Below are 23,442 nucleotides of genomic sequence, written 5' to 3'. Positions count from 1 at the left end.
CCGTGCCCCGGGCCCGGCACCCGCGCGGGCTACCGCGGGACGGCGGCCGAGCGCCTGGTGCGGACGGCGTGTTCGGACAGCTGGGCCGCGCTGAGGATCGCGGTGAGGGCGGCGATCCCGACCGGAGCCGACCAGTGCGCCAGCGGGACGGCGATCACGCACGCGACGGCCGCAGCGACCCGGATGCGGGACGGGCCGATCCGGACGACCCGCCGGAACCGGGCGTCCCCGAGCAGGAACGCGGCCGTCCCGAGGGCCAGCGCGAGCGACGGCCGGTAGCCCAGCGAGTGCCACGAGACCGCGACGGCGCTCTTCACCCCGGCCGCGAGCACGATGATCCCGACGATCAGCGGGATATGCGCGTAGAAGTAGCCGAACATCGTCATTGTCGTGCGCTCGGCCGCGTCCGCCTCGGACAGCGTGCGCTCGGCGTCCGCGTCGTCGCGGGCGAAGTACGTCCACCAGACGGACGCGGCGAGCGCGAGACCGAGCAGGACGGTCACGATCAGCCCGGCGTCCAGCTCCTGGTGGCCCGCGCCGGCGCCGACCGCCACCACCGACTCGCCGATGGTGATCATGACGAGCAGGCCGTGCCGCTCCACGATGTGCCCGGCGCGGATGTCGAACCGCCCGCCCGGCGGCACGATGTACGGCTGCGCGATCGGGACGACCAGCGCGAGCGTCCACAGCACGTAGACCGGCGCGCCGTGGTCCAGCAGCCCGGCCGCGATGATCAGGACGGCGGCGAGCAGGTTCGCGGGCAGCACCCGCAGGATCGCCGGGTTGCCCTGCGCGTACAGGACGACATGCGCGAGCACGAGGATCAGGTAGCCGAGTCCCCACACCACGCCGCCGGAGCCGAACGCGCTCGGCGTGGCGAGCGCGATCATGAAGAAGCCGCCCATCCCGACCAGCACCAGCAGCCGCCGCGCGACCGTCGTCGGCGCGGTCATGTTGGTCAGCCAGGCGTACCCCGCGTACATCCACCACAGGACGCCGAACATCAGCACGACCTCGGCCAGCCCGCGCGGGCTCATGTCGTGCGCGAGCACGCTGGTGAGCTGCGTGATCGCGAACACGAACACCAGGTCGAAGAACAGCTCCAGCGTGGTGACCCGGTACTCGTCCGGCTCGTAAGCCTCATCCGGCTCGTAAGCCTCGTCAGGCTCGTACGCCTGGTCGGGCTCGTGCGGTACCGCCATCGGGCCCTCTCGTCAGGGATGTAATGAAGTAAGCAGGCATTCTGCCTCTTCCATCCCTCGGCTGAAAGCCCAAAGGCCCGGAGGATCAGCCCTTGGCCGCGTCCAGGGCGATGTCCCCGCGGTGGTGGGAGCCGCGCAGCCGGATCTTGTCCACGGCCTCGTAGGCGGCGGCTCGCGCGGCCGCGAGGTCCGCCCCGCTGCCGACGACGCTGAGGACGCGCCCGCCCGCCGAGACCAGGCGCCCGTCGCCGTCCAGGGCGGTGCCCGCATGCAGGACGTGCGCGTCTTGGACGGCGTTCGCCTCGTCCAGACCGGTGATCACGTCGCCCTTCGCCGGGGACGCCGGGTAGTTCTCGGCCGCGACGACGACCGTGACGGCCGCGCCGAGGTGCCAGGAGAGCTCCTGGTCCGCCGCGAGGCCGCCGAGCGCGCACGCCTGGAGCAGCCCGCCCAGCGGGGTCGCCAGCCGGTCCAGGACGACCTGGGTCTCCGGGTCGCCGAACCGCGCGTTGAACTCGATCACCCGGACGCCGCGCGAGGTCAGCGCCAGCCCCGCGTAAAGGACGCCGACGTACGGCGTCTCGCGGCGGCGCAGCTCGTTCACCGTGGGCCGGACGACGGTCTCCATGATCTCGTCGACCAGGCCGGGCGGGGCCCAGGGGAGCGGCGTGTAGGCGCCCATACCGCCAGTGTTGGGCCCGGCGCCGCCGTCGTAGGCGCGCTTGAAGTCCTGCGCCGGGACGAGCGGGACGGCGTCCTGCCCGTCGCACAGCGCGAACAGCGACACCTCCGGGCCGTCGAGGTACTCCTCGATGACGACCCGCCCGCACGCCGCCGCATGCGACAGGGCCTCGGCCATGTCCTCGGTCACCACGACGCCCTTGCCGGCGGCGAGGCCGTCGTCCTTGACCACGTAGGGCGCGCCGAACTCGGCGAGCGCCGCCTCGGCCTCGGCGGCGGACTCGCACACGCGGGCGCGCGCGGTCGGCACCCCGGCCGCCTCCATGATCTCCTTGGCGAACGCCTTGGAGCCCTCGATCCGCGCGGCGGCCTTGTCCGGCCCGAAGCAGGCGATCCCGGCCTCGCGGACGGCGTCGGCGACGCCCGCCACCAGCGGCGCCTCGGGGCCGACCACCACCAGGTCGACGGTCAGCCGCTGGGCCAGCTCCACCACGCCGGTCGGGTTCAGCATGTCGATCGCGTGGTTCGCCGCGATCTCCGCCGTCCCCGGGTTCCCGGGCGCGCAGTGCAGGGCGGTCACGGCAGGGTCGCGATGCAGGGCGCGGGCGAGCGCGTGCTCGCGGCCACCCGATCCAAGGACGAGTACTCGCACGTCGCAGGAGCTTAACGGTCCCGCGCCCGCCCGGCACGGGCCCGGTGGCCTCGCGGCGTGGGCCCGGCGGCCCCGCGGCACGGCCGGGTGGCCTCGCGGCGTGGGCCGGGGGGCTCGCGGCACGGCCGGGTGGCCTCGCGGCGTGGGCTGGGGGGCTCGCGGCACGGCCGGGTGGCCTCGCGGCGTGGGCTGGGGGGCTCGCGGGGCTTATCCACAAGTCGGCGAAGCGGGAGACAGAGATCTCCGGGGACGGGCATCCTTGGGGGTGCGGCCGCGGATCGTCTGGGAAACCCGGACGCCCTCGTGCGCAGGGACGGATGCCCCGGGCGCGGGGCGGAGGCCCGTGTGCGCGGGGCATAGGGCCTTGCGGTCGCGTGTTGTGACGAGAGTGACACACGGGCGCGTCAACCCGGCGGATGTCCGCCGCGTCTTAAATGTCGCTGGTAGCCTACAGAGGTTGTGGCCTCACGTCCGGAAGGAGGTGGTCGGGATGAGTCCTGGCGATACGAGCTGTACGCCGGAGAACCCTCACAGTCCGAGCTGGACTGTCCGTCCGACTGCCTCTTCGAGGCGTCCGGCCACGCGATCCGCGCGCTCCCCGCTCCTGTAGAGCCCCGGGGCCTGGCGCGCGCTGCGTGCTGTGGCCGGGGGTTAGGAGCACCTCATGGCCATGACTCGGGTCCGCCCAGCGCGCGCGACGATGTCCCTGTTCAAGCAGCGCGGGCGCATGCAGACGTCCGCCGGCCCGTCCTGCGTCCGGGACAGCGCGGTCATCGACTGGGCCGCCTACATCGACGGGCACCGCGTATGTACCGATTCGGTAGGTGACGCGGTACGCCTCGTCCGGGACGGGCGTCTTGAGCCCGCCGAGCCGGGCGAGGAGAGCGCCGGGTTCGTCTGGGTCGGCCTGCACGAGCCGTCGGCCGCCGAGCTCCAGGAGATCGCCGAGGTCTTCGGCCTGCACCCGCTCGCCGTCGAGGACGCGATCCACGCCCACCAGCGGCCCAAGCTGGAACGGTACGACGACGTCCACTTCCTGGTGATGAAGACCGTCGGGTACGTCGAGCGCGACCCCGAGGACGGCGAGGTCGTCGAGACCGGCGAGATCATGGTCTTCGTCGGGACGGACTTCGTGGTGACCGTCCGGCACGGCGAGCACGGCGGGCTGGGCCCGGTGCGCCGCCGGCTGGAGGGCAACGCCGAGCGCCTCCGCCAGGGCCCCGCGGCCGTCGTGCACGCGGTCACCGACCACGTCGTGGACGGCTACACCGCCGTCGCCGACGCCATCCAGGAGGACGTGGACGAGGTCGAGGAGGCCGTGTTCTCGCCCGAGCGCACCGACGAGTCGCGGCGCATCTACCGGCTCAAGCGCGAGGTGATCCAGCTCAAGCGCGCCGTCGGACCGCTCGCCGGGCCCGTCCGCAGCCTGTCCGGGCGGCGGTTCGTGCCGACCGAGATCAAGGAGTACCTGCGCGACGTGGAGGACCACCTGACCCGCGTCCGCGAGCAGGTCGAGTCCTTCGACGAGCTGCTCAACCCGATCCTCCAGGCGCACATGACCCAGGTGACCGTCGCCGACAACCAGGACATGCGGAAGATCTCGGCCTGGGGTGCGATCTTCATGGTCCCGACCGCCATCGCCGGGATCTACGGGATGAACTTCAAGTTCATGCCGGAGCTCCAGTGGCGCTACGGCTACTTCCTGATCATGAGTCTGATCGGCGGCATCTGCCTCGGCCTCTACCGCGGCTTCCGCCGCAACGGCTGGCTCTGACCACCCCGCCGAACCGCCCCTCGGCCGACGTTTCGGGCGTTCCGCTTGCGCCAAGGCGCCCGGACGGAGCGGACGGCCGGTTTAGGATCTTCTGAGGCGGCGGGAAGGCGGGCGGTTGTGGGCGGCGACTGGGTTCCTCCGGGGGTCGATCTGAGCGTGCCGTCAGCGGCGCGCATGTACGACTACTTCCTCGGCGGCAAGGACCACTTCAAGGTGGACCGCGAACGCGCCGAGCAGGTGATCCAGGGCTTTCCGGACGTGCGGGAGGTCGCGCGGGCCAACCGCGCGTTCCTCGGCGCGGCCGTGCGGGCGGCGGCCGAGGCAGGAGTCCGCCAGTTCATCGACCTGGGCGCGGGGCTGCCGACGCAGGGGCACGTGCACGAGGTCGCTCGTCCGATACGTCCTGACACGCGCGTGGTGTACGTCGACATCGACCCGGTGGCCTGCGCGCACGCGCGGGCGCTGCTGCCCGACGCCGCCACCGCCGTCGTGGACGCCGACATCCGGCGCCCTTCGGACGTCCTGGACGCGCCGGAGGTCCGGGAGCTGATCGACTGGTCCGAGCCCGTCGCGCTGCTGCTGATCTCGGTCCTGCACTTCATCGACGATGCGGACGACCCCGCCGGGATCATCGGCGCGTTCACCGGACGCATGGTCTCCGGCAGCCACCTGGCGATGACCGTGGCGACCGGCAACGAGGACCACGACACCAGCCGACTCGTCGACGCCTACAAGGGCTCGGGCACCGGCTCCGGCGGCCTGCGCTCCCCGCAACAGATCGCCGACTTCTTCACCGGCTTCGACCTGCTCGCCCCGGGCCTGGTGGACGTCTTCGACTGGCCCGAGCCGAGCGCCGAGCAGCGCCCCGACCGCGCCATCCGCCTCCTGGCCGGAGTAGGCCGCCGCCCCTGACCCGCACTCTGCAGGGACGGGGCAGGAGTCGCACTCTGAGCCGCGTGAGGCAGCCGCCCCCCCTGAACCCGCGACCTTAAGCCGGGTGCAGGGACGGGGCGGGTAGGGGGAAGCCTCGTGCGCGCAGGACGGCGCGGAGGCGGTCCGGGTGGTCGGTGACGATCGCGTCCACGCCGAGGTCGATGAGGCGGCCCATGTCGATCGGGTCGTTCACCGTCCAGGTGGTGACCGGGAGGCCGAGCGCCTGGGCGTCCTCTACCAGCGCGGACGTGACGAGGTCGTGCTCCGGGGACAGCACGGTCGCGCCCGCCGCGAGGGCGACGCCGACCGGGTCCTCCGGGGGCAGGCCCGCGAGCCACTCCGTGCCCGGGACCAGCGTCTTCCGCTCGACCAGCGCGACCCGTCCCGCGCCCGGGACGTGCCGGGCGGCGGCGCCCAGCACCCGCCAGTCGAACGCCAGCAGCCGGGACCGGGACAGCAGGCCGTGCGCGGCGAGCACCTCGCCGACGGCGGCGGTGAACCGGTCGACCGCCCGGGCCGTCCAGCCGGGGTCGGTCTTCAGCTCGACCGCGAGCCCGACGTCGCGGACCGAGCCGAACAGCGTGCACGCCTCGGCCAGCGTCGGCAGCGGCGTGCCCGGCACCGGACGCTGCGTCGCGGCGAACGCGGCCGGCGTCCGGGCCCCCGCGTCGACCGTCCTGACCTGGTCGAACGTAAGGTCGCGCAGGGCGCGCCCGACGTAGGGGAACAGCGCGTCGCCCGGCGTGGCCGGGGCGGTGTCGGCCAGGTTGGCCGGCGAGAGCACCTGGTCGTGGTTGCAGACGACGGCGCCGTCCGCGGTCAGGCCGACGTCGAACTCGACGGCGTGGACGCCGAGCTCCAGCGCGTGCGCGAACCCCGGCAGCGTGTTCTCCGGGCGCAGCCCGCGGGCGCCCCGATGACCGTGGATCTCCACGGTCCCCCCGAAATACGTCACGTCCGAAACGCTACCGGGCGCGCCCTAGCGCGCGATGGCCGATCGGTGAGATGCCGCTGAACGGCTTCGTACCACCAGTGAGCGGAGTCGGACACCAAGATCGTTTCGGGACGGGGCCGGACGTCCGGCAGCGCCCGGAAGGGGGTTAAGGACACCCCTCCGGGCGCGCCGTTCCGATCGCCGTCCCGGTCAGGAGACCAGGGAGCGGAGCTGGAGGGTCTGGTCGCGGCCCGGGCCGACGCCGATCGCGGAGATCTGCGCCCCGGACATCCGCTCCAGCGCCCGGACGTACGCCTGGGCGTTCTCTGGCAGGTCGTCGAAGGACTTCGCGCCGGAGATGTCCTCCTTCCAGCCGTCGAAGTACTCCAGCACCGGCTTGGCGTGGTGGAAGTCGGTCTGGTTCGCGGGCAGCTCCTCCACCCGCTCGCCGTCGATCTCGTAGGCGACGCAGACCGGCACCCGCTCTAGGCCGGACAGCACGTCCAGCTTGGTCAGGAAGTAGTCGGTGATGCCGTTCACCCGGGTCGCGTAGCGCGCGATGACCGCGTCGAACCAGCCGCAGCGGCGGTCGCGGCCGGTGGTCACGCCGTACTCGCCGCCGGTGGTGCGCAGGTACTCGCCCCACTCGTCCAGCAGCTCGGTCGGGAACGGTCCCGAGCCGACGCGGGTGGTGTAGGCCTTGAGGATGCCGATCACCCGGGTGATCTTCGTGGGGCCGACCCCGGAGCCCGCGCACGCCCCGCCCGCCGTCGGGCTGGACGAGGTGACGAACGGGTAGGTGCCGTGGTCGATGTCGAGGAGCGTGCCCTGGGCGCCCTCCAGCAGCACGACCTTGCCCTCGTCCAGTGCCCGGTTCAGCACCAGCGTGGTGTCGGCGACGTACGGCCGCAGCCGCTCGCCGTAGGCCAGGTACTCCTGGACGATCGGGCCGGTCTCGATCCGCCGCCGGTTGTAGACCTTGGTCAGGACCTGGTTCTTCTCGCGGAGCGAGAGGTCCAGCTTCTGGGTGAGGATGTTCGGGTCGAACAGGTCCTGCACCCGGATGCCCATCCGGTTGATCTTGTCGGCGTACGCGGGGCCGATGCCGCGGCCGGTGGTGCCGATCCGGGCCTTGCCGAGGTAGCGCTCGGTGACCTTGTCGAGGGCACGGTGGTGGGGCATGATCAGGTGCGCGTTCGCCGAGATCAGCAGCCGGTCCGCGGAGATGCCGCGGTCCGCCAGCCCGTCGATCTCCTGGATCAGCACGGCCGGGTCGATCACCACGCCGTTGCCGATGACGGGCACCACGTCGTCCGACAGGATTCCGGACGGGAGCAGGTGCAGGGCGTAGCTCTTGTCGCCGATGACCACGGTGTGGCCGGCGTTGTTGCCACCCTGGTAGCGCACGACGTAGTCGACGTCGCCGCCCAGCAGGTCGGTGGCCTTGCCCTTGCCCTCATCTCCCCACTGGGCTCCGACAAGAACGATGGCCGGCATGCCACTTATCCTTCCCACGACGAAGGCCCCTGATCGCAAGTGCGAAGGGGCCTCTTGCGATCAAATCGTACCCGTAGCCGGGACTCGAAGAAACCGCACGTCGTGGCGCAGGTGGCCGAAATGCCTGGTGGGACCGGGTCAACCGGGATTTACTTTCCGTTCTCCGCCAGCACCTCGGCCGCCGTCGGGCTGCTGTCCCGAAGGAAGGTTCGGCAGCGCTCGGCCTCGGCGTCCTCGCCGATCGCGGCGGCCGCCCGGCCGAGCGCGTGCAGCGAGCGCAGGAAGCCGCGGTTCGGCTCGTGCTCCCAGGGCACCGGGCCCTGGCCCTTCCAGCCCGCCCGGCGCAGCTGGTCGAGGCCGCGGTGGTAGCCCGTGCGCGCGAACGCGTACGAGTCGATCACCCCGCCGCGCGCGAACGCGCGGTCGGCCAGCTCGGCCCACGCGCCCGGGTACTCGGGGTGGCGCGCGGCCACCTCGAACGGGTCGACACCGTTCTCCAGGGCCTCGCGGGCCTCGGGGTGGTCCGGCAGTTCGGTCGGTGGCGGCCCGCCGAGCAGGTTCTGGGTCATGCCGGTCATCGTAGGTGGGAACGCCCGCACCCGACCAACCCGGGTCACCTTCCCGTCGACTCCACCTGCACCTGAACCCCCGCGCCGACCTGTGAGGCGTGCGTCGGTCTAGCGGCTGCCGGCGAGGGCGGGTCCGTCGCTGGGCGCGTTCGCGGTGGGCGCGGGGAGGTGGAAGGTCGCGGTCTCGCCGCTGCGGGCGGACCGGGCGGACGGCCAGGTGTGCTGGATCAGCGCCAGCGCCCCCGCATTACCGGCATAGACGTCGGCGTGGAACTCGGTCACCCCGCGCCGGGCGGCCAGCGGCAGCAGCATGCGCGTCAGCAGGCGGCCGAGACCGCGCCGCTGCCAGGCGTCCGCGATCAGCACGGCGATCTCGGCCCGCTCCGGATGGCAGGGGACGCGCGCGTACTCGGCGAGGCCGATCATCACGTCGTCGTCGAGGGCGACCAGGGCGTCCCGGTCCCAGTGGTCGAGCCGTCCGAGCGTGGCCACATAGGGCTCGGGGACGCGGGGCGTCCCGCTGAAGAAGCGCGTGTAGAGGCTGACCCTGGACAGCGCGGCCGACATGCGCCGCAGGCGGGCCTCGTCGCCGTACCCGAACGGTCGGATCCGGACGTCCGCGAGGTACTCGTCACTGAGTAGCTTCACGCAACTCATTGGACAGCAAAGAGTTGCGTGAAGCAACCCCTATCTTCGGGGCGCGGAAATCGGTCGTCCGGATCGTCCGTCCGGAACGGTTGCGCGGGTCAGTCGGGCGGGGTGACCGCTCCGGGGCCCGGGCGGGTATCGACGTCCGTCGGTTCCAGCGCCTTGCCGCAGTCCGCGCAGGTCATGCGGGTGGTGAGCGCGCCACCGCAGCCCTTGTGCAGGACCAGCGCCGGCGGACCGTCCGGCGCGTAGTGGCGGTCGCCCCACAGCAGCAGCGTCATCATCGCGGGCCACAGCTCGACGCCCTTGCGGGTCAGCCGGTACTCGAACCGCTCGGGCCGGTCCTGGTACCGGACGCGCCGGAGCAGCCCCTCGTCGCACAGCCTGGTCAGCCGATCGGTGAGGACGTTGCGCGCCACGCCCAGCGCGTCCTGGAAGTCGTCGAAGCGGCGCACGCCCTCGAACGCGCTGCGGATCACCAGCAGCGTCCACCGGTCGCCGACGATCTCCAGAGCGCGAGCGATCGAGCAGTTCTGGTCCTCGTACGTGCGGGGGAGAGCCACGCACCCGAGCCTATCCGCGGACACCCGCCCTCGAACGCCGCAAACCCGCCACATCCGGACGCCCTGCGAAGCGGACGCCCCCGCAAGGGCGGGCGCCCGGGCAAGGTGACCGCCCGGGCAAGGTAGCGGCCGGGGCAAGGTAGCGGCCCGGGCGAGGTGGCCGCCCTCGCGGAGCGGGCGTCCCGCAAAAGCAGGCGGGGTCCGGCGCGCGCGAGTGGCGGCCGGACCCCGGGGGTGCGGGTGCTACTTGATCTTCTTGCCGGCGGAGAGCAGGTTCTCGCAGGCGTGGGCGATGCGGGCGGCCATGCCCTCCTCGGCCGCCTTGCCCCACGAGCGCGGGTCGTACTGCTTCTTGTTGCCGACCTCGCCGTCGATCTTCAGGACGCCGTCGTAGTGCGCGAACATGTGCCCCGCGACCGGACGCGTGAACGCGTACTGGGTGTCGGTGTCGATGTTCATCTTCACCACGCCGTAGGACACCGCCTCGCGGATCTCCTCCAGCGTCGAGCCCGAGCCGCCGTGGAAGACCAGGTCGAACGGGCGCTCCTTGCCGAACTTGCTGCCCACCGCGTCCTGGATGTCCTTGAGGACCTCCGGACGCAGCTTGACCGAGCCCGGCTTGTAGACGCCGTGCACGTTGCCGAACGTCGCGGCCAGCATGTAGCGGCCCTGCTCGCCCAGGCCGACGGCCTCGGCGGTGGCGATGGCGTCGCCGGTCGTGGTGTACAGCTTCTCGTTGATCTCGTGCGAGACGCCGTCCTCCTCGCCGCCGACCACGCCGATCTCCATCTCCATGATCACGCGGGCCTGGCGGCACTGCTCCAGCAGGTCCTGGGCGATCTCCAGGTTCTCCTGCAGCGGCACGGCCGAGCCGTCCCACATGTGCGACTGGAACAGCGGCTCCTCGCCGCGCGCGACCCGCTCCTGCGAGATCTTGACGAGCGGGCGCATGAAGCCGTCCAGCTTGTCCTTCGGGCAGTGGTCGGTGTGCAGCGCGATGTTGACGGGGTACTTGGCGGCCACCACGCGCGCGTACTCGGCGAGCGCGGTCGCGCCGGTCACCATGTCCTTCACGGTCGAGCCGGACAGGTAGTCCGCGCCGCCGGTCGAGACCTGCACGATCCCGTCGCTCTCCGCCTCCGCGAAGCCGCGCAGCGCGGCGTTCAGCGTCTGGCTGGACGTCACGTTGATCGCGGGGTAGGCGAAGCCGTCGCGCTTGGCGCGGTCGAGCATCTCCGCGTAGACCTCGGGGCTGGCGATGGGCATGGTTCAGCGTCCTTTCCGGCCGGATCCCGGCGGCACCATGTGCTGTCGTGTGTTCGGTCCTGGCCCGACCCGCGGGGGTGGGCGCCATGCGGCCAGTATCTCGAATTCCGCGGAGCGGGCCACGCCCGGGTCCGGACCGGGGTGTCCGAGGGCAAACCGGCAGGGATCGGCGTTCCGCTTTACACCGGCCGTACAGGGGTGTCCGGGTAGGCTCGCGGACGTGTACCTCGCCCTGAACCCTCTCGATCCCAACTCACTGATCTCCACGTTCGGCGTGTTCGGGATCTTCGCCGTCATCTTCGCCGAGACGGGCCTACTGGTGGGATTCTTCCTGCCGGGCGACACGCTGCTGTTCGCGGCGGGGCTCTTCAGCACGGCGACCGCCGCGCACAGTGCGGGCATCACCAGGATGCCGCTGCCGCTGCTCATGATCGGCGCGCCGGTGTGCGCCGTCGCGGGCGCGCAGATGGGCCACTGGCTCGGCGCCCGCTACGGGCGGCGGCTGTTCGACCGGCCGAACTCGCGGCTCATCCGGCCCGAGCACGTCGAGAAGGCCGAGTACTACTTCAACAAGTTCGGCCCGGCGCGCGCGGTCGTGCTGGCCCGGTTCATCCCGGTCGTCCGGACGTTCCTGAACCCGCTCGCCGGGACGCTGGAGATGCCCGCCCGCACGTTCTTCCTGTGGAACGTGGTCGGCGCGGTGCTCTGGACCGAGTCGATCATCCTCGCCGGGCACTACCTGGGGTCGCGGGTCAAGGGCATCGACAAGTACGTGCTCCCGGTCGTCGCGATCGCCGTGGTGGCGTCGATGATCCCGGTCGCGCGCGAGGTCCTGAAGGGCCGGGGCAAGAAGGCCGGGGACGGCGGCGGCGCCGAGGGCGGGCCCGGCCAGGGGTACGGCTACGACGGTGGCCAGGGCGGTTACGGCGGCGGGCAGGGCGGTTTCGGCGGCGGCGGCCCGCAGGACGGCGGCCACGGCGGCGGCGGTCAGGGCGGCTATGGCGGAGGCCCGGGCGGTGGCTATGGCGGAGGCCAGGGCGGCGGCGGTTACGGGGGCGGGCCGTCCGGGGGCTACGGCGGTGGCGGTGGCCAAGGTGGCGGCTATGGCGGCGGCCAGGGGGCTGGTTACGGCGGCGGCCAAGGTGCTGGGCACGGCGGCGGCGGTCAGGGTGCCGGGTATGGCGGTGGCCAAGGCGGCGGGTACGGCGCTGGTCAGGGCGGCGGGTACGGCGCTGGTCAGGGCGGCGGGTACGGCGCTGGCGGTCAGGGCGGTTACGGCGGCGGGCCTTCCGGTGGTTATGGGGGCGGCCAGGCCGGCGGAGGTAACGGCGGCGGCGACTCCGGTGGGTACGGAGGCGGTCACGGATCCGGAGCTCCGGCTGGTCGTCCGGCCGGAACCAGGCCTCAGAAGGGTAAGCACCGCGGCGGGTCCGGCAACGGTCCGAACAAGAATGGCCCTGAACAGTCACGTCCGTCGCTCAGCGGTGACAGTTATCGCTAACCTCCGCATGTGGGACGTCATCGGTCGGACCCTCGTGGTCTCGCGCGCATTCTCCTGGCGACGCTGGCAGTGGTGGCCGTCGTGGCGCTGCTCGTCGTCGGCGGCATGGCGCTGGTCAACGCGCTGAAGTCGGGCGACGACGGCAAGCAGGGCCGGCCGTCCGCCGGCGCGACGGCGTCCGGAGGGGCGACGCACCAGGGCTCGGCCAAGGCGACCGCCGCGACGCCCCTGGTGATCAAGGTGGTCGGGGCCGCGACGAACGTGGTGGTGACGGTCGCGGGCTCCAACGAGGTCCTGCAGCAGGGCGTGCTGAATCCCGGCGAAGGCCGCAAGTACGACGACGCGCCGCTGAACGTGGTCGCCTCGGACGGCGGGGCCGTCCAGGTCATCATCTGCGGCAAGACGCAGCCGCAGAAGCAGACCGGCCAGCGCGGCACCTGGTTCGTCAACAAATGCTGACCAGGCGTACCGGCGCATTCCGGTACGCCCGTCGACCGCGCTTAGAGCCGGATCAGTCGAGGCCGAGGTCGGCGACCTCGTAGGGGTGCCGGTACTCCAGGCCCTCTTCGGCGATCCGGCCGGCCGCGCCGCGCTCCAGGATCGTGGCGACGGCGACGACCTCGGCGCCCGCGGCGCGCAGCGCCTCGACCGCGGTCATCACCGAGCCGCCGGTGGTGGAGGTGTCCTCGACGGCGAGGACGCGGCGGCCCGCGACGTCCGGGCCCTCGATGCGGCGCTGGAGACCGTGCTGCTTGTCGGCCTTGCGGACGACGAAGGCGTCCAGCTTGCGCCCGCGCGCGGCGGCGGCGTGCAGCATCGCGGTCGCGACCGGGTCGGCGCCGAGGGTGAGGCCGCCGACGGCGTCGTAGTCCAGGTCGGACGTGGCGTCCAGCATCACCCGGCCGACCAGCGGCGCGACCGCGCCGTCCAGGGTGACCCGGCGCAGGTCCACGTACCAGGACGCGCGGCGTCCCGACGACAGCACGAAGTCGCCGTGCACGACGGCCTTGGCCTTGATCTCTTCCAGCAGGTCATCACGATCGCTCACGCTGAGCACCCTATTGCCCCGGCCGGACCGGACCGGGCGACGGGGCCGCGATCACGCCCTTGACCTGCGGTCCATGATGGTGAGGTGAGTTTCACCCCGCCCGGCGCGCCGACGCCGCACGCCCCGCCCGCCCCCGGCGCGACCGTCGTCTACCGCAACTGCGTCCTCGTGGACGGCACGGGCGCTCCGCCGCGTCCGGGCATGAGCGTCGTGGTCACCGGCGACCGCATCACCGAAGTCGCACCGGACACGTCCGCCCCCGGTCCGGACGCGCCGGAGCCGACTGGCGACATGCGTGCACGGGAGCCGATTGGCGACATGCGTGCATCGGAGCCGTCGGGCGGCATGGGTGCGCGGGAGCCGTCGGGCGGCATGGGTGCGCTGGCGGACGTCTCGGCGTCGGCGGGTGGGGTGCGGGTTGTGGATCTTGGTGGACGGTTCGTCCTGCCGGGGCTGATCGACACGCACCAGCACCTCGCCACGCCGCCGGACCGTCCGCGGGCCGAGGCGGCGCTGCGCCGCGACCTGCTCGGCGGGGTCACCGCGGTCCGGATCATGGCGGACGACCTGCGCCAGATCGCCGACCTCGCGCGCGCCTCCCGGGTCGGCGAGATCGCCGCCCCGGACCTGCGTTACGCGGCGCTGGCGGCCGGGCCGTCCTTCTTCGAGGATCCGAGGACGTGGCAGGTCAGCCAGGGCGAAACACCCGGCGCGGTGCCGTGGATGCAGGCGATCGAGCCCGGCACGGACCTGCGGCTCGCGGTGGCGATGGCGCGCGGCACGCACGCGACCGCGATCAAGATCTACGCCGACCTGCCGGGCGCGACGGTCGCCGCCCTGACCGCTGAGGCGCATCGCCAGGGCCTGCGGGTCTGGGCGCACGCGGCGGTCTTCCCGGCGACGCCGGCCGAGGTCGTCCGCGCGGGCGTGGACACCATCTCGCACGTCACGATGCTGGCCTTCCAGGAGCCGTCCCGCCCGCTCACCACCTATGCCGACAAGCCCGACATCGACCATGGCCGCTTCCTCGACGGCGCGCATCCGGCCATCACAGCGCTGTTCGCAGACATGCGCGCACGAGGAACCATCCTGGACGCGACCGGAAGCATGTGGGAAAGGGACTCGCCCCCAGGCGAACTGGCCGCCGCCCTAACGGCACAAGCCCATCGCGCCGGAGTCGAGGTTTCGACAGGCACCGACAGCGACGCCGACCTGGAGTACCCGGCGGTGCTGGACGAGATCGCCTTCCTAGTAGAACGCTGCGGATTCACGCCTCTGGAAGCGATCCGGTCAGCGACGCTCGTGGGCGCGCGTGCCCTGGATGCCGAACGCGACATGGGAACCGTCGAACCGGGCAAGCTCGCCAACCTCCTGGTCGTCGCGGACGACCCGCTCCGAGATATCCACAACCTGGGGAAACTCGTCCTGGTCGTCAAGCGGGGCCGCGCCCACCCCCTCCGGAAGGACTCCGAATGATCATCAATGCCCTCGGCGGCCTGGACGACCCCAACTCCGGGGTGACCGGCGGGCCGTCCGCCACCAGCCGGGACCTGGTGTTCGGCGAGCGGGCCTTCGCCGACGCCCGCGCGTCCGGCCTGACCGCGGTGAACGTCACGCTCGGGTACGTCATGGGCGACTTCCCGCCCTACGAGCACACCCTCGACGAGATCGCCTTCTGGGACGACCTGGTCGCCGCGCACCCTGAGAGTCTGCTGAAAGTCCTGACCGCGGACGACCTCCGGCGCGCCGACAGCGAGGGCCGCGTCGGCGTGATCTACGGCCTGCAGAACGCGGTGCAGACCGGCGCCGACCCCGCCCGCGTCGCCACCCTCGCCAAGCTGGGGATACGCGTCGTCCAGCTCACCTACAACCCGGCGAACCAGCTCGGCTCGGGCTGCATGGACCCGTCCGACGGCGGCCTCACCCCGTTCGGCCGCGACATCATCGACGCGCTGAACGAGCAGCGGCTCATGGTCGACCTCTCGCACAGCGGCGAGCGCACCTGCCTGGACGCGATCGCGCACTCCACCCGTCCGGTGTCGATCAACCACACGGGCTGCCGCGCGCTCACCGACCTTCCGCGCAACAAGACCGACGCCGAGCTGCGCCAAGTCGCCGAGCGCGGCGGGTTCGTCGGCATCTACTTCATGCCGTTCCTCAACCCGTCCGGGCATGCCACCGCCGAAGACGTCGTCGCGCACCTCAAGCACGCGGTGAACGTGTGCGGCGAGGACCACGTCGGCATCGGCACCGACGGCTCGGTCACCGCGATCGAGGACCTCGACGCCTACCGCGTCCAGCTCGCCGAGGAGGTCGCCGAACGCGCCCGGACCGGCTCCGGCGCGACCGGCGAAGCGCCCGACACGCTCCCCTTCGTCCCGGACCTCACCGGCCCCGGCCAGTTCCGCCGCCTCGCCCACCTGCTCGAACGCGAAGGCTGGACCGGCGACCGCGTCACCAAGATCCTCGGCGCCAACTTCCTCGCCTTCGCCACCCGAACCTGGCCCACCTGACCCGCCCGAGCAACAGCTAGCCCCTGCCCGAGCAGCAACCAGACCGTGCGCGAGCGCACCACCCGCCCCTGCACGAGCAGGCCACCTGATCCTGTCCGGGCAGAGCACTTGCGTCTGTCCGAGCAGAGCGTCTGACCTTGCCCGGGCAGTCGCGCGAGCGCCCGCTTGAGCGTGCGGACGTGTACCGTGGGCTGCCGGCGGCCGCCGCGCCCTCCGAGACGCGGCCGACCTGCTCACGGCCCATACGGAATCAGGATGGCGCACACGTGACGCCCGGAACCCTCGTCCTGCTGCACACCCCGCGCGCGAACGCCGCCTCCTGGGGCGACCTCCCGGAGATGCTGCGGTCCTACGGGTTCGACGTCATCACCCCGGACGTCCCAGACCTGGACGGCATGGGCTATGTCGCCCGCGCGTCCCTCGTCATCGCCGCCACCGCGCCGGAGGTTCCGCTCGTCCTGGTCGGCCACGGCTCGGCGGGCCCGCTGCTCCCGGCCATCGCCGCCGCCCAGCGCGCCGCGCATCGTTCCGTCGGTGCCTACGTCTTCGTTGACGCCTCCCTTCCCCGTCAGGTCCGAGCCCCTCAACCCCACGAACACGAACACGTCCGGGTCCCTCAACCCGACGACGCTTTCCAACCCCACGAGCACGAAGCCGAACCGCCGGCGGCTGCGGCACCCGTGCCCGCTGACTGGCCTGATGCGCCCTGCGGCTACCTGCGCACCCATGCCGACCGCACCGGGACCCCACCCCGGGACGGCGCGGACGAGCACGGCCAAGCCGTCCGCGAGGCGACGCTCCGCGGCTGGACGGTCGTCCAGCACGAGCCGCCCGCGGCCGTCGCCCAAACCCTCAGTGAACTTATCGCCACCCTCTGACATACCCGCGACGCAGCGCGTTTTCGCAGGTCAGGGGCTCAAGAGCCGAAGGCTCGGGAGCCGGCGGCCGGGAGTCGGCGGGTCAGGAGTCGGCGTTCTTGAGCAGGTCGTCGAGCATCGCGTCGTAGTCGTCCTCGGGACGGCCGAGGTCCATGCGCGCGCGATAGCGGAGCCGGAGCAGCGCTTCCAGGCTGTCCTCGGCGAGCGCCGCGTCGTCGGCGTCGACCGCATCGTCCGCGCCGGGCATGCCGGACGCGGCGGACGCGCCAGGTGTGCCCGGAGAGGCGCCGCGGAACGCCAGCACCACGTCCACGCCCCGGGTCGACCACTCGTGCGCGCCGAGGACGTCGCCGTGCGCGTAGAGCGTCTCCGCGACCGCGCGGTACACCTCCGGGTCGCGCGGCGCGTCGGTGCGGATGTCGCTGACCAGGGCGCGCGCCTCGGGGACGCGGCCCAGCTCGAACAGGGCGTCCGCGAGGTAGGCGCGCGGGTCGCCGTAGGTCTCGCCGCCGTCCTCCACGGCGCGGCGGTAGAACTGGGCCGCGCGGTCGTGGTCGCCGGCGTGCTGCCACTGCTCGCCCGCGCGCAGCAGCACGTTGGCGCGTGACACCCCGCCCGACACGGCGTCGGCCAGCTCGGCTAGCCGCTCGGCCGCCGCGATGTGATCGCCCGTGCGCAGCGTGTCGAACTCCAGATCGTCGAGATCGTCTTCCGTCACATGCGTCACGGTTCAACGCTACCCGCCACCGCATGCCCGAAGCGGGCGAATCTCGGATGATCGCGAAGGATCTGTACTTCCCGCAGGTCATCGGGGGTGCGCCGGACGGGATGATGGGACGAATCCGGTCGAATCCGTCAGCGGCGCGAGCGTTCCAGCGCGTCCCAGAAGCCGCGGCGCAGGGCGTGCCGGACCTCGTCGTGCAGCAGGAAGTCGATCGGCAGCGACGAGCCCTGCAGCAGCCGCGCCTCAAGATCGGAGGGCATCCGCGGCTTGCGCGCGAGGACGGCTTCGAGCCACAGCGCGGGCGCGTCGCGCGCGACGGACTCGCCGAAGTCCTGGCCTTCCTGGTGCGCGGCCTTCACCGCGTCGGCGAGGGACGGCGCGCTCTGCGGCTGGACCGGCAGCGGCGCGATCTGCTGCGGACCGGTGTAAGGCCCGTGCGGTTGCGAAGGCTGCGACGGCATCGACGGCAAGGACGACGGAGGCGTCGAAGACGGCGGTGTAGGCGAAGGCGAAGTGCTGTAGTGCGGCGGTTGCGCCGATGCGGGCGCCTTGCTCGAACCAGTGCTGTGCGTAGGCGCGGAGTGCAGCGGCGCGGGCGAGCTAGAGGTCCCGCTGGACGACCCATAGCTGCTCGACCCGTACGAGCCGAGCGAACCCGATCCGATACCGGACGACGAAGAGGACGAGCCGAGCCCAGAGGAACCGAGCCCGCTGCCCGATCCCGTACCGAGCGACGACGCACCCGAACCGACGCTGGGTGAACCCGACCCGATCCCACTACCGAGGCCGCTGGAACCGGACTGGCTCGTGGGCGCGGGGGAAGGCTGGCTCGTGATCGGGGACGACGGCGGCGGGCTGCTATGCGTGCTGGACTGGAGCGGCGCGAGCGTCCCGCTGCCTACACCGCCGTGCCCGTTCCCATGGCCGTTCGACAGCGGGCCGGGCGAAGCCGACGACGATCCGGCGCCGCTGTCCACACCGGTCAGCAGGTTGACGTAGGGGCGCAGGTGGCCGGAGCCGATCTCGATGAGGTCGTCGCACTCCTGCCGGAGCACGCGCGAGATCGTCCAGTTGCCGTCGACCGCGACGTGCACGACGGTGACGCGGATGCCGAGGTCCTGCGCGTCCGCGACGACCTGGGCGAGGTCCTCGTCGCCGCTGACCACGACGGCGTCGGCGAGCGCGCCGTTGCGGGCGAGCGTCATCAGGTCGCGGTGGATCTCGGTGTCGACGCCCTCGCGGCGGCCGGGGCGGATGCGGCCGAGTCTCAGCTTGAGGCCGGGCAGGTCGGCGAGCGCCTCGTGCTCGGGCGCGCGGCGGCCCTCGACGGTCGCCTCGTACCAGTAGCAGCGCAGCAGCGGCAGCCCGGTGCGCTCGCGCGCGAGGTTGCCGAGCAGCTGCAGCAGGCCGCCGAAGTCCCAGGACACGGTCTCCCGATGGCGGGTGCCGTGCACCGCCATGGCGCCGTCAGCCAGCAGGTAGCCGGCGTCTACGAACAGCGCACAGCGATCCATGCGACACCGCCTTTCGTCAACGCGGGACCTCATACGGCTCCCACTCCGCGACGCGGTCGGCGAGGGTCACTCTCATCGTGGCCCGCCCTCCCTGGCGCTCGGACGTGGGCCGGTCGAAGACCCCGGGCACTCTTAGCGTAGTGAAGCCCGTAAGACCGGTAGGCCAATACGGCGATTCGCCACTCTTTCACGACAGTCGGCCGTGCGCGAGCCCCTGGTACCCGCAGTTCGGCGCCCGGTACCCGCACTTCGCCGACGCGGCCCGCCGCTCGGACGGGCACCTCTGCGCGGACGCTACCAGCCGTTCCGGTCGGCCCCTAATGCTTCGTCCATGATCTTTACGGAAACTCCCGGCAGACGGTTCAAAGCCGACGAGCGGCGCTCCGTGTGCAAGCCCCGCGCAAAGCGAAGGCGCGTCAGCTTCGCATCGGTGCGGCTACGGTGACCACACCGAGAAGCAAGGCGTCCTCCTTGGTCTCCACGGAGAGCGTAGAGCGGCGCTTGAGGACGGCCGTGAAATCGTCGACGTCCGTACCGAACGTCAGCTGCGGACCGATCGCGCCGATGGACGAGCCGTCGAACGCGTTGTCCGCGATGCGGGTCCCGCTGTTCGGGGTGAGCGCGTTTCCGTCCAGCAGGACCCGATCGCCTATGAGTCCGGCGTCGCCTTCCCAGCCGACAACACCGATGTGTGCGGGACGCGCCGCAGGAAGCAGCCCGCTAAGCGGGATGTCGATGCGTCTGTCTGCCTGGGAGCCGAGCGCGCGCGGACCGTCCAGAACCATGACCTGTTGTAGGGGAGCCGCCGGATCCTTCACGGCGACGACCAGGCTCCAACCGGCGTAGTGCGCCTGCCCGGCGATGGTCGGGATATCGGCTCCCCACCACTGACCTGCGCCGTGCGCGCGCACGAGGTTGGTCACGTCGGCGAACGCCTGGTACGTCGTGAAGTCAGGTAGGCGCCCGCACTGCACGTCGGTCGAACGCACGTCCTCGTACTTGCCGCTGGGCGGACGCAACCGTGCGGTGACCGGTCCCGAAGCCGCGCCTTCCGTCACCCCCGACCAGTACATGCCTGCCCAGATGACCGACGACCCCTTCGGCAGGTCCAACTGCGCCGCACTGGACGACTTGGTGGACGGGTCGTCGTCGCGATCGACGGGCTGCATGTCCCAGAAGTCGTTGTCCTGCTCTTCGCCCTGCCTGCTCAACGCCTGCTTGCAACCCGGCTGCGTTTCGTCGCAGCTCAGTAGCGAGTTGCCGACCGACACCACGCGCGCGCTGCCGTCCGCTGCGAAACGGGCCGGAAGACCGCCCTTCACGACGCCCCAGGGCGCGTGCGCCGCGACCTTCTGCTTGCCCGAGTGCAGGGTGACCGTGGGAGGGAGCCCTGTCGGGGCGGTACTGCCGACCTGGACGCGCAGGTACGCGGATGTGCCCTTGCCTTGGGGCAAGCCGGCATGTGTGCAGCGGACACCGGCCGTGGTGGCGTTGGTAGGAGGCTCGAAGGCGGTGTTCTTCGCCTCCTGCACGCGCGCGTTACCGGAGGCGAGCTGCGCGGGGTTCGCACGCGTCCTTGCCGTAGGAACCTGCGCGGGACGACACGACCAGCCGCCTCCCGGGGGGACGACCGGTTTGAAGACCGCGCTGCGGCCTCCGCCGGACGTGCCCGCGTACGAGACGTCCGGTGGCAGGACGACATCCGCGACCAGATCCTCCGTGCGGCCGCCGACGTTGTGCACGGTCATGCCGACGATGCCGGTCTGGTTGTGCACGAGCGCACCGACCGTGTCGATATCGACGTTCAGCTTCGGCGGCGGCATGTTGGGGAACGGCTGCTCGGGCTTCGGCCCAGGCTTCTTGGGCGCGGGCTTGGGCGCGGGCTTCGCAGGCTTGGGCTTCGGCTTCGCGGCCGGAGGCTTGGGCTTGGGCTTGGGCTTCGGCGCGGGAGGCGCGGGCGGCTTCGGTTTCGGCTTTGCGGGCGGTGCCGCCGGCGCCGGAGCGGGTGCCGCAGGAGGCGCGGCCAGGGACGGCTTGTGCGGGGGCGGAAGCGGCTGGTTATTCGAGACGAGCGCCAGAGCGAGCGCGGCCATCGCCGCGACGGCGGCAGCCGCCGCGCCCGCTGTCGTCGCCTGCTGCTGCTTCTTGGGAAGGTGCCGGAACCACATCCACAGGCCGCCCCCGACGGCCCCGCCCTTGGCCGCCGCAAGGTACGCCGTGACCGCACCACCGAGAACGAGCGGGCCCAGGGCCTCGCGTAGGCCGGTATTGATGTCGGCCAGTTCGGCATAGAGCGCTTCGCAGTTCTTGCAGTCGTGCAAGTGCCCTTCAACGCGGCGTGTGTCGCGCTTAGCGAGACCCCCGCGCACATACGCGCCCAACAGGTCCAGGACGGGACGGCACTTCTCGTCCACCAGGAGAGGCGTGCTGGCGAACGCGACGCCCGCCGCCGCAGGCATCACAGCCGGATCGAAGGACGAGCCGGATGCGCCGCCCGTGAACGCGACACCGCTCCGCGGCGTCGCGCGCGCAGGAGATGACTGGTCGGAAGTGCTCGCATCCTCGGTATGAATCGACTCGGCTTCTGCTGCCGAAGCCGCGTCTACTGCGTCGGCGTCGCTCTGCCTAGGCGGCGGGACCGCTGCCTCTGCATCCGACTCACTTCCCGCGGTTTCGGTACCGGACGGCGTATGCGCCGCGTACGAGGTGGCGAGGTGCATCTGGAGGTACGCCTGACGCAATCCCTCGCGCGCGCGATAGGCGAGCGCCGCGACACCGTTCGCAGTAAGGCCGAGCAGCGGCGCGACCTCCGCCGGCTTGGCGCCCTCGACTTCCGTATGCCACAGGACGGCCTGCCAGCGTTCCGGAAGCGACCGGAACGCACGCACGATCATCGACCGTTCCAGGCCCTCCAGCGCGGGATCCACGAAGGGCGTGCCGGGGTCGAACAGCTCGATCTGGTCGGTGCTCTGCAGCCGCTTCTCGCCGCGGTACCGGTCGTAGACGGTCCGCCGGACCGCGGTCAGCAGGTAGGGCCGGAACCCCGACTGCGGGCCGCCGCCGCGCCGCAGCACGTCCAGGATCTTCGCGAACGCGTCCTGGACGGCGTCCTCCGCCGCGTCCCCGCCGACCAGGTGGTGGGCCAGCCCGCGCGCGGACGCGACGTGCCGCTCGTACAGCTCTCCGAAGGCCGTCAGGTCGCCCTCGCGGATCCGTGAGATCAGGGCCGCGTCGCTGGACTCGGCCCCGCCGCTCGGCGGGGCCACCTCGAACGCGGTTTCGCTCACGGATCCTCCTAGTCGAAGAAACGGTTCTAGAGCGTCCGCCGGAGCGACCGGGGACGGAGCGCCGTATGGCCGCCCCGTCCATAGGAAGCTGTTGGTGACGGCTTGACCACGTAACGTCGCGGGGAATGATTCCGCAAACCGCGTCATGACTAAACCGCTTCCGCGTCATAGGTCTGGGAGGACACACCACGGGGACAGTCCGCCCGCCGAGTGAACCGACGAACGAGCAGGTGAGCGGGTGTTCAGATGACCGGACTCCGAAGCGCGACCGAAGCGGGGGAAGCGGCCGGCGACGACCCGGCGAGCGGGTTGCTGGTCGCGTGGCGGCGGCGAAGCACCACCGCGGGCTGGGGGCCGCCCGACGACTGGTGGACCCCGGCCGTAGAGGACATGGCGAGCGCCGCCCGGAACACGAACCTGGCTACAAGGCCATGCGCGGATCTCGACGCGCGGGCGCACGAGGACGTCCTAGCGGACGCGTGCACGCGGCTAGGGCAGGCGCGTGGCGCGGCCGGTGTCGGCGTGGGCGAGACGCTGGTCGACCTGGGCGCGTTCTTCGACGTCCTGGACGGTTCGGAACCACCATTGGAACTCGTCAGGCGGACGGTCGAGGGCTGGGCGGACGCGGCCCTCGCGCCACTGGCGGCCGAATCCTGCCAGGACCCGCTCACGGGCCTTATGACGGTCTCGTACATGCGCGCGAGGCTCACCGAGCTGTACGCGGCGGCGGACTCGGACGGGCGGGGGCCTTCCGAGACGCACTGCCTCGTCATGCTCGACCTCGCCGACGGCTGCGAACCGTGGCGCAGGCTGGCGCGCGCCATCGTGGTCGCGTACGAGCTGCGGGCGGTGTTCCGCAACGGCGAGACGCCCGCGCTGATCGGGTCCGGACGCGCCGCCGTGCTCGTCCCGATGTCGCCGCACCTCGCCCGCCGCCTGGCCGTCCTGCACCGCCGGATCGTCCGGGTGCTGGGCGCCGACGTGCTCGCCGGGCGGTTCCTGCTGTGGGTGGAGCGCCTCCCGGACGCGCCGGCAGGAGCGCTCACACTGCTCGATCCGCCGGCGCGCGCTGAGCCCGTGAGCCACTAGCCGCTGCCGCTGAACGGCCGGGACGCGCGGTCCCGGCGAGGACGCCATCGGCGCCGCTCGCCCCGGGGAGGGGGCGGGGCGCGGCGCCGATGGCCCTGTTGGGGTGTCCGTTCCGATGCAGGAGGGGGCGGAACGGGCACCCCAGCGGGTCACGTAAGCGGCGCCCGGC

At 72.0% G+C, this 23,442-nt stretch carries 20 protein-coding genes; 8 read left to right on the top strand and 12 right to left on the bottom strand.

Annotated elements, in window-relative coordinates:
- Positions 1 to 29 precede the first annotated feature (29 nt).
- Entirely contained in the window at positions 30 to 1,202 is a 1,173-nt protein-coding gene (locus tag FHU30_RS15485; RefSeq protein WP_253876367.1) for a low temperature requirement protein A, read from the bottom strand.
- Positions 1,203 to 1,287: 85 nt separating this feature from the next.
- Positions 1,288 to 2,535 (bottom strand): phosphoribosylamine--glycine ligase, encoded by a 1,248-nt coding sequence (gene purD / locus FHU30_RS15480; RefSeq protein ID WP_253876366.1) that lies wholly within the window; start codon positions 2,533 to 2,535, stop codon positions 1,288 to 1,290.
- Positions 2,536 to 3,199: 664 nt separating this feature from the next.
- On the opposite strand from purD, the gene corA reads away from it, so the two are divergent.
- A complete protein-coding gene (corA, locus tag FHU30_RS15475; RefSeq protein WP_253876365.1) occupies positions 3,200 to 4,309 on the top strand; it encodes a magnesium/cobalt transporter CorA in 1,110 nt (369 codons plus the stop codon).
- A gap of 117 nt (positions 4,310 to 4,426) precedes the next feature.
- Complete coding sequence (locus tag FHU30_RS15470; RefSeq protein WP_308211300.1) at positions 4,427 to 5,221, top strand: SAM-dependent methyltransferase; 795 nt, start codon at positions 4,427 to 4,429, stop codon at positions 5,219 to 5,221.
- Positions 5,222 to 5,297: 76 nt separating this feature from the next.
- Here FHU30_RS15470 and FHU30_RS15465 read toward each other — a convergent pair whose 3' ends face one another.
- The 6 genes from FHU30_RS15465 to fbaA all read right to left on the bottom strand — a co-directional run bounded on the left by FHU30_RS15465 (position 5,298) and on the right by fbaA (position 10,719).
- The gene (locus tag FHU30_RS15465) at positions 5,298 to 6,197 is read right to left on the bottom strand and encodes a glycerophosphodiester phosphodiesterase family protein (RefSeq protein ID WP_253876361.1); all 900 of its coding nucleotides are present in this window, start codon (positions 6,195 to 6,197) and stop codon (positions 5,298 to 5,300) included.
- A gap of 189 nt (positions 6,198 to 6,386) precedes the next feature.
- Positions 6,387 to 7,673: an adenylosuccinate synthase gene (locus FHU30_RS15460; protein ID WP_253876359.1), complete on the bottom strand. Its 1,287-nt coding sequence runs from the start codon at positions 7,671 to 7,673 to the stop codon at positions 6,387 to 6,389.
- Positions 7,674 to 7,822: 149 nt separating this feature from the next.
- Complete coding sequence (locus tag FHU30_RS15455; protein WP_253876357.1) at positions 7,823 to 8,251, bottom strand: DUF3151 domain-containing protein; 429 nt, start codon at positions 8,249 to 8,251, stop codon at positions 7,823 to 7,825.
- 99 nt (positions 8,252 to 8,350) lie between these two features.
- Positions 8,351 to 8,890: a GNAT family N-acetyltransferase gene (locus FHU30_RS15450; protein WP_253876355.1), complete on the bottom strand. Its 540-nt coding sequence runs from the start codon at positions 8,888 to 8,890 to the stop codon at positions 8,351 to 8,353.
- Positions 8,891 to 8,988: 98 nt separating this feature from the next.
- Entirely contained in the window at positions 8,989 to 9,453 is a 465-nt protein-coding gene (locus FHU30_RS15445) for a winged helix-turn-helix transcriptional regulator (protein WP_253876353.1), read from the bottom strand.
- A 243-nt stretch (positions 9,454 to 9,696) separates the two neighbouring features.
- The gene (gene fbaA, locus FHU30_RS15440; protein ID WP_253876351.1) at positions 9,697 to 10,719 is read right to left on the bottom strand and encodes a class II fructose-bisphosphate aldolase; all 1,023 of its coding nucleotides are present in this window, start codon (positions 10,717 to 10,719) and stop codon (positions 9,697 to 9,699) included.
- 220 nt (positions 10,720 to 10,939) lie between these two features.
- Between fbaA and FHU30_RS46095 the strand changes: the two genes are divergently transcribed.
- Together FHU30_RS46095 and FHU30_RS15430 are read left to right on the top strand one after the other, a co-directional pair.
- On the top strand, positions 10,940 to 12,220 hold the full coding sequence (locus FHU30_RS46095; protein WP_308211299.1) for a DedA family protein: 1,281 nt from the start codon (positions 10,940 to 10,942) through the stop codon (positions 12,218 to 12,220).
- A gap of 72 nt (positions 12,221 to 12,292) precedes the next feature.
- Complete coding sequence (locus FHU30_RS15430) at positions 12,293 to 12,679, top strand: hypothetical protein (RefSeq protein WP_253876349.1); 387 nt, start codon at positions 12,293 to 12,295, stop codon at positions 12,677 to 12,679.
- A 52-nt stretch (positions 12,680 to 12,731) separates the two neighbouring features.
- Here FHU30_RS15430 and pyrE read toward each other — a convergent pair whose 3' ends face one another.
- Positions 12,732 to 13,268 carry an orotate phosphoribosyltransferase gene (pyrE, locus tag FHU30_RS15425; protein WP_253876347.1) on the bottom strand — a complete coding sequence of 179 codons (537 nt, stop codon included), beginning with the start codon at positions 13,266 to 13,268 and terminating at the stop codon, positions 12,732 to 12,734.
- Positions 13,269 to 13,352: 84 nt separating this feature from the next.
- Between pyrE and FHU30_RS15420 the strand changes: the two genes are divergently transcribed.
- The 3 genes from FHU30_RS15420 to FHU30_RS15410 all read left to right on the top strand — a co-directional run bounded on the left by FHU30_RS15420 (position 13,353) and on the right by FHU30_RS15410 (position 16,659).
- The gene (locus tag FHU30_RS15420; protein WP_253876344.1) at positions 13,353 to 14,744 is read left to right on the top strand and encodes an amidohydrolase family protein; all 1,392 of its coding nucleotides are present in this window, start codon (positions 13,353 to 13,355) and stop codon (positions 14,742 to 14,744) included.
- Positions 14,741 to 15,781, top strand: a complete 1,041-nt coding sequence (locus tag FHU30_RS15415; protein WP_253876342.1) for a dipeptidase — start codon at positions 14,741 to 14,743, stop codon at positions 15,779 to 15,781. The genes FHU30_RS15420 and FHU30_RS15415 overlap by 4 nt, the downstream gene beginning before the upstream one ends.
- A 266-nt stretch (positions 15,782 to 16,047) precedes the next feature.
- Entirely contained in the window at positions 16,048 to 16,659 is a 612-nt protein-coding gene (locus tag FHU30_RS15410; RefSeq protein ID WP_253876340.1) for a hypothetical protein, read from the top strand.
- 82 nt (positions 16,660 to 16,741) lie between these two features.
- Here the strand turns inward: FHU30_RS15410 and FHU30_RS15405 are convergent, their stop codons facing one another.
- The 3 genes from FHU30_RS15405 to FHU30_RS15395 form a co-directional block, all read right to left on the bottom strand.
- Positions 16,742 to 17,386, bottom strand: coding sequence for a tetratricopeptide repeat protein (locus tag FHU30_RS15405; protein ID WP_253876338.1), 645 nt, complete (start codon positions 17,384 to 17,386; stop codon positions 16,742 to 16,744).
- A 128-nt stretch (positions 17,387 to 17,514) separates the two neighbouring features.
- The gene (locus FHU30_RS15400; protein WP_253876336.1) at positions 17,515 to 18,897 is read right to left on the bottom strand and encodes an NYN domain-containing protein; all 1,383 of its coding nucleotides are present in this window, start codon (positions 18,895 to 18,897) and stop codon (positions 17,515 to 17,517) included.
- 416 nt (positions 18,898 to 19,313) lie between these two features.
- Positions 19,314 to 22,184: a sigma-70 family RNA polymerase sigma factor gene (locus FHU30_RS15395; RefSeq protein WP_253876334.1), complete on the bottom strand. Its 2,871-nt coding sequence runs from the start codon at positions 22,182 to 22,184 to the stop codon at positions 19,314 to 19,316.
- 246 nt (positions 22,185 to 22,430) lie between these two features.
- Between FHU30_RS15395 and FHU30_RS15390 the strand changes: the two genes are divergently transcribed.
- Positions 22,431 to 23,273 (top strand): hypothetical protein, encoded by an 843-nt coding sequence (locus FHU30_RS15390; RefSeq protein WP_253876332.1) that lies wholly within the window; start codon positions 22,431 to 22,433, stop codon positions 23,271 to 23,273.
- The last annotated feature ends 169 nt before the right edge of the window (positions 23,274 to 23,442 follow it).

Source organism: Actinomadura rupiterrae (assembly GCF_024172125.1).
In the GTDB taxonomy this organism is placed as follows: domain Bacteria; phylum Actinomycetota; class Actinomycetes; order Streptosporangiales; family Streptosporangiaceae; genus Spirillospora; species Spirillospora rupiterrae.
The sequence above is the reverse complement of the archived record's forward strand: the minus strand, read 5'-3'. Positions and strand labels throughout refer to the sequence as shown.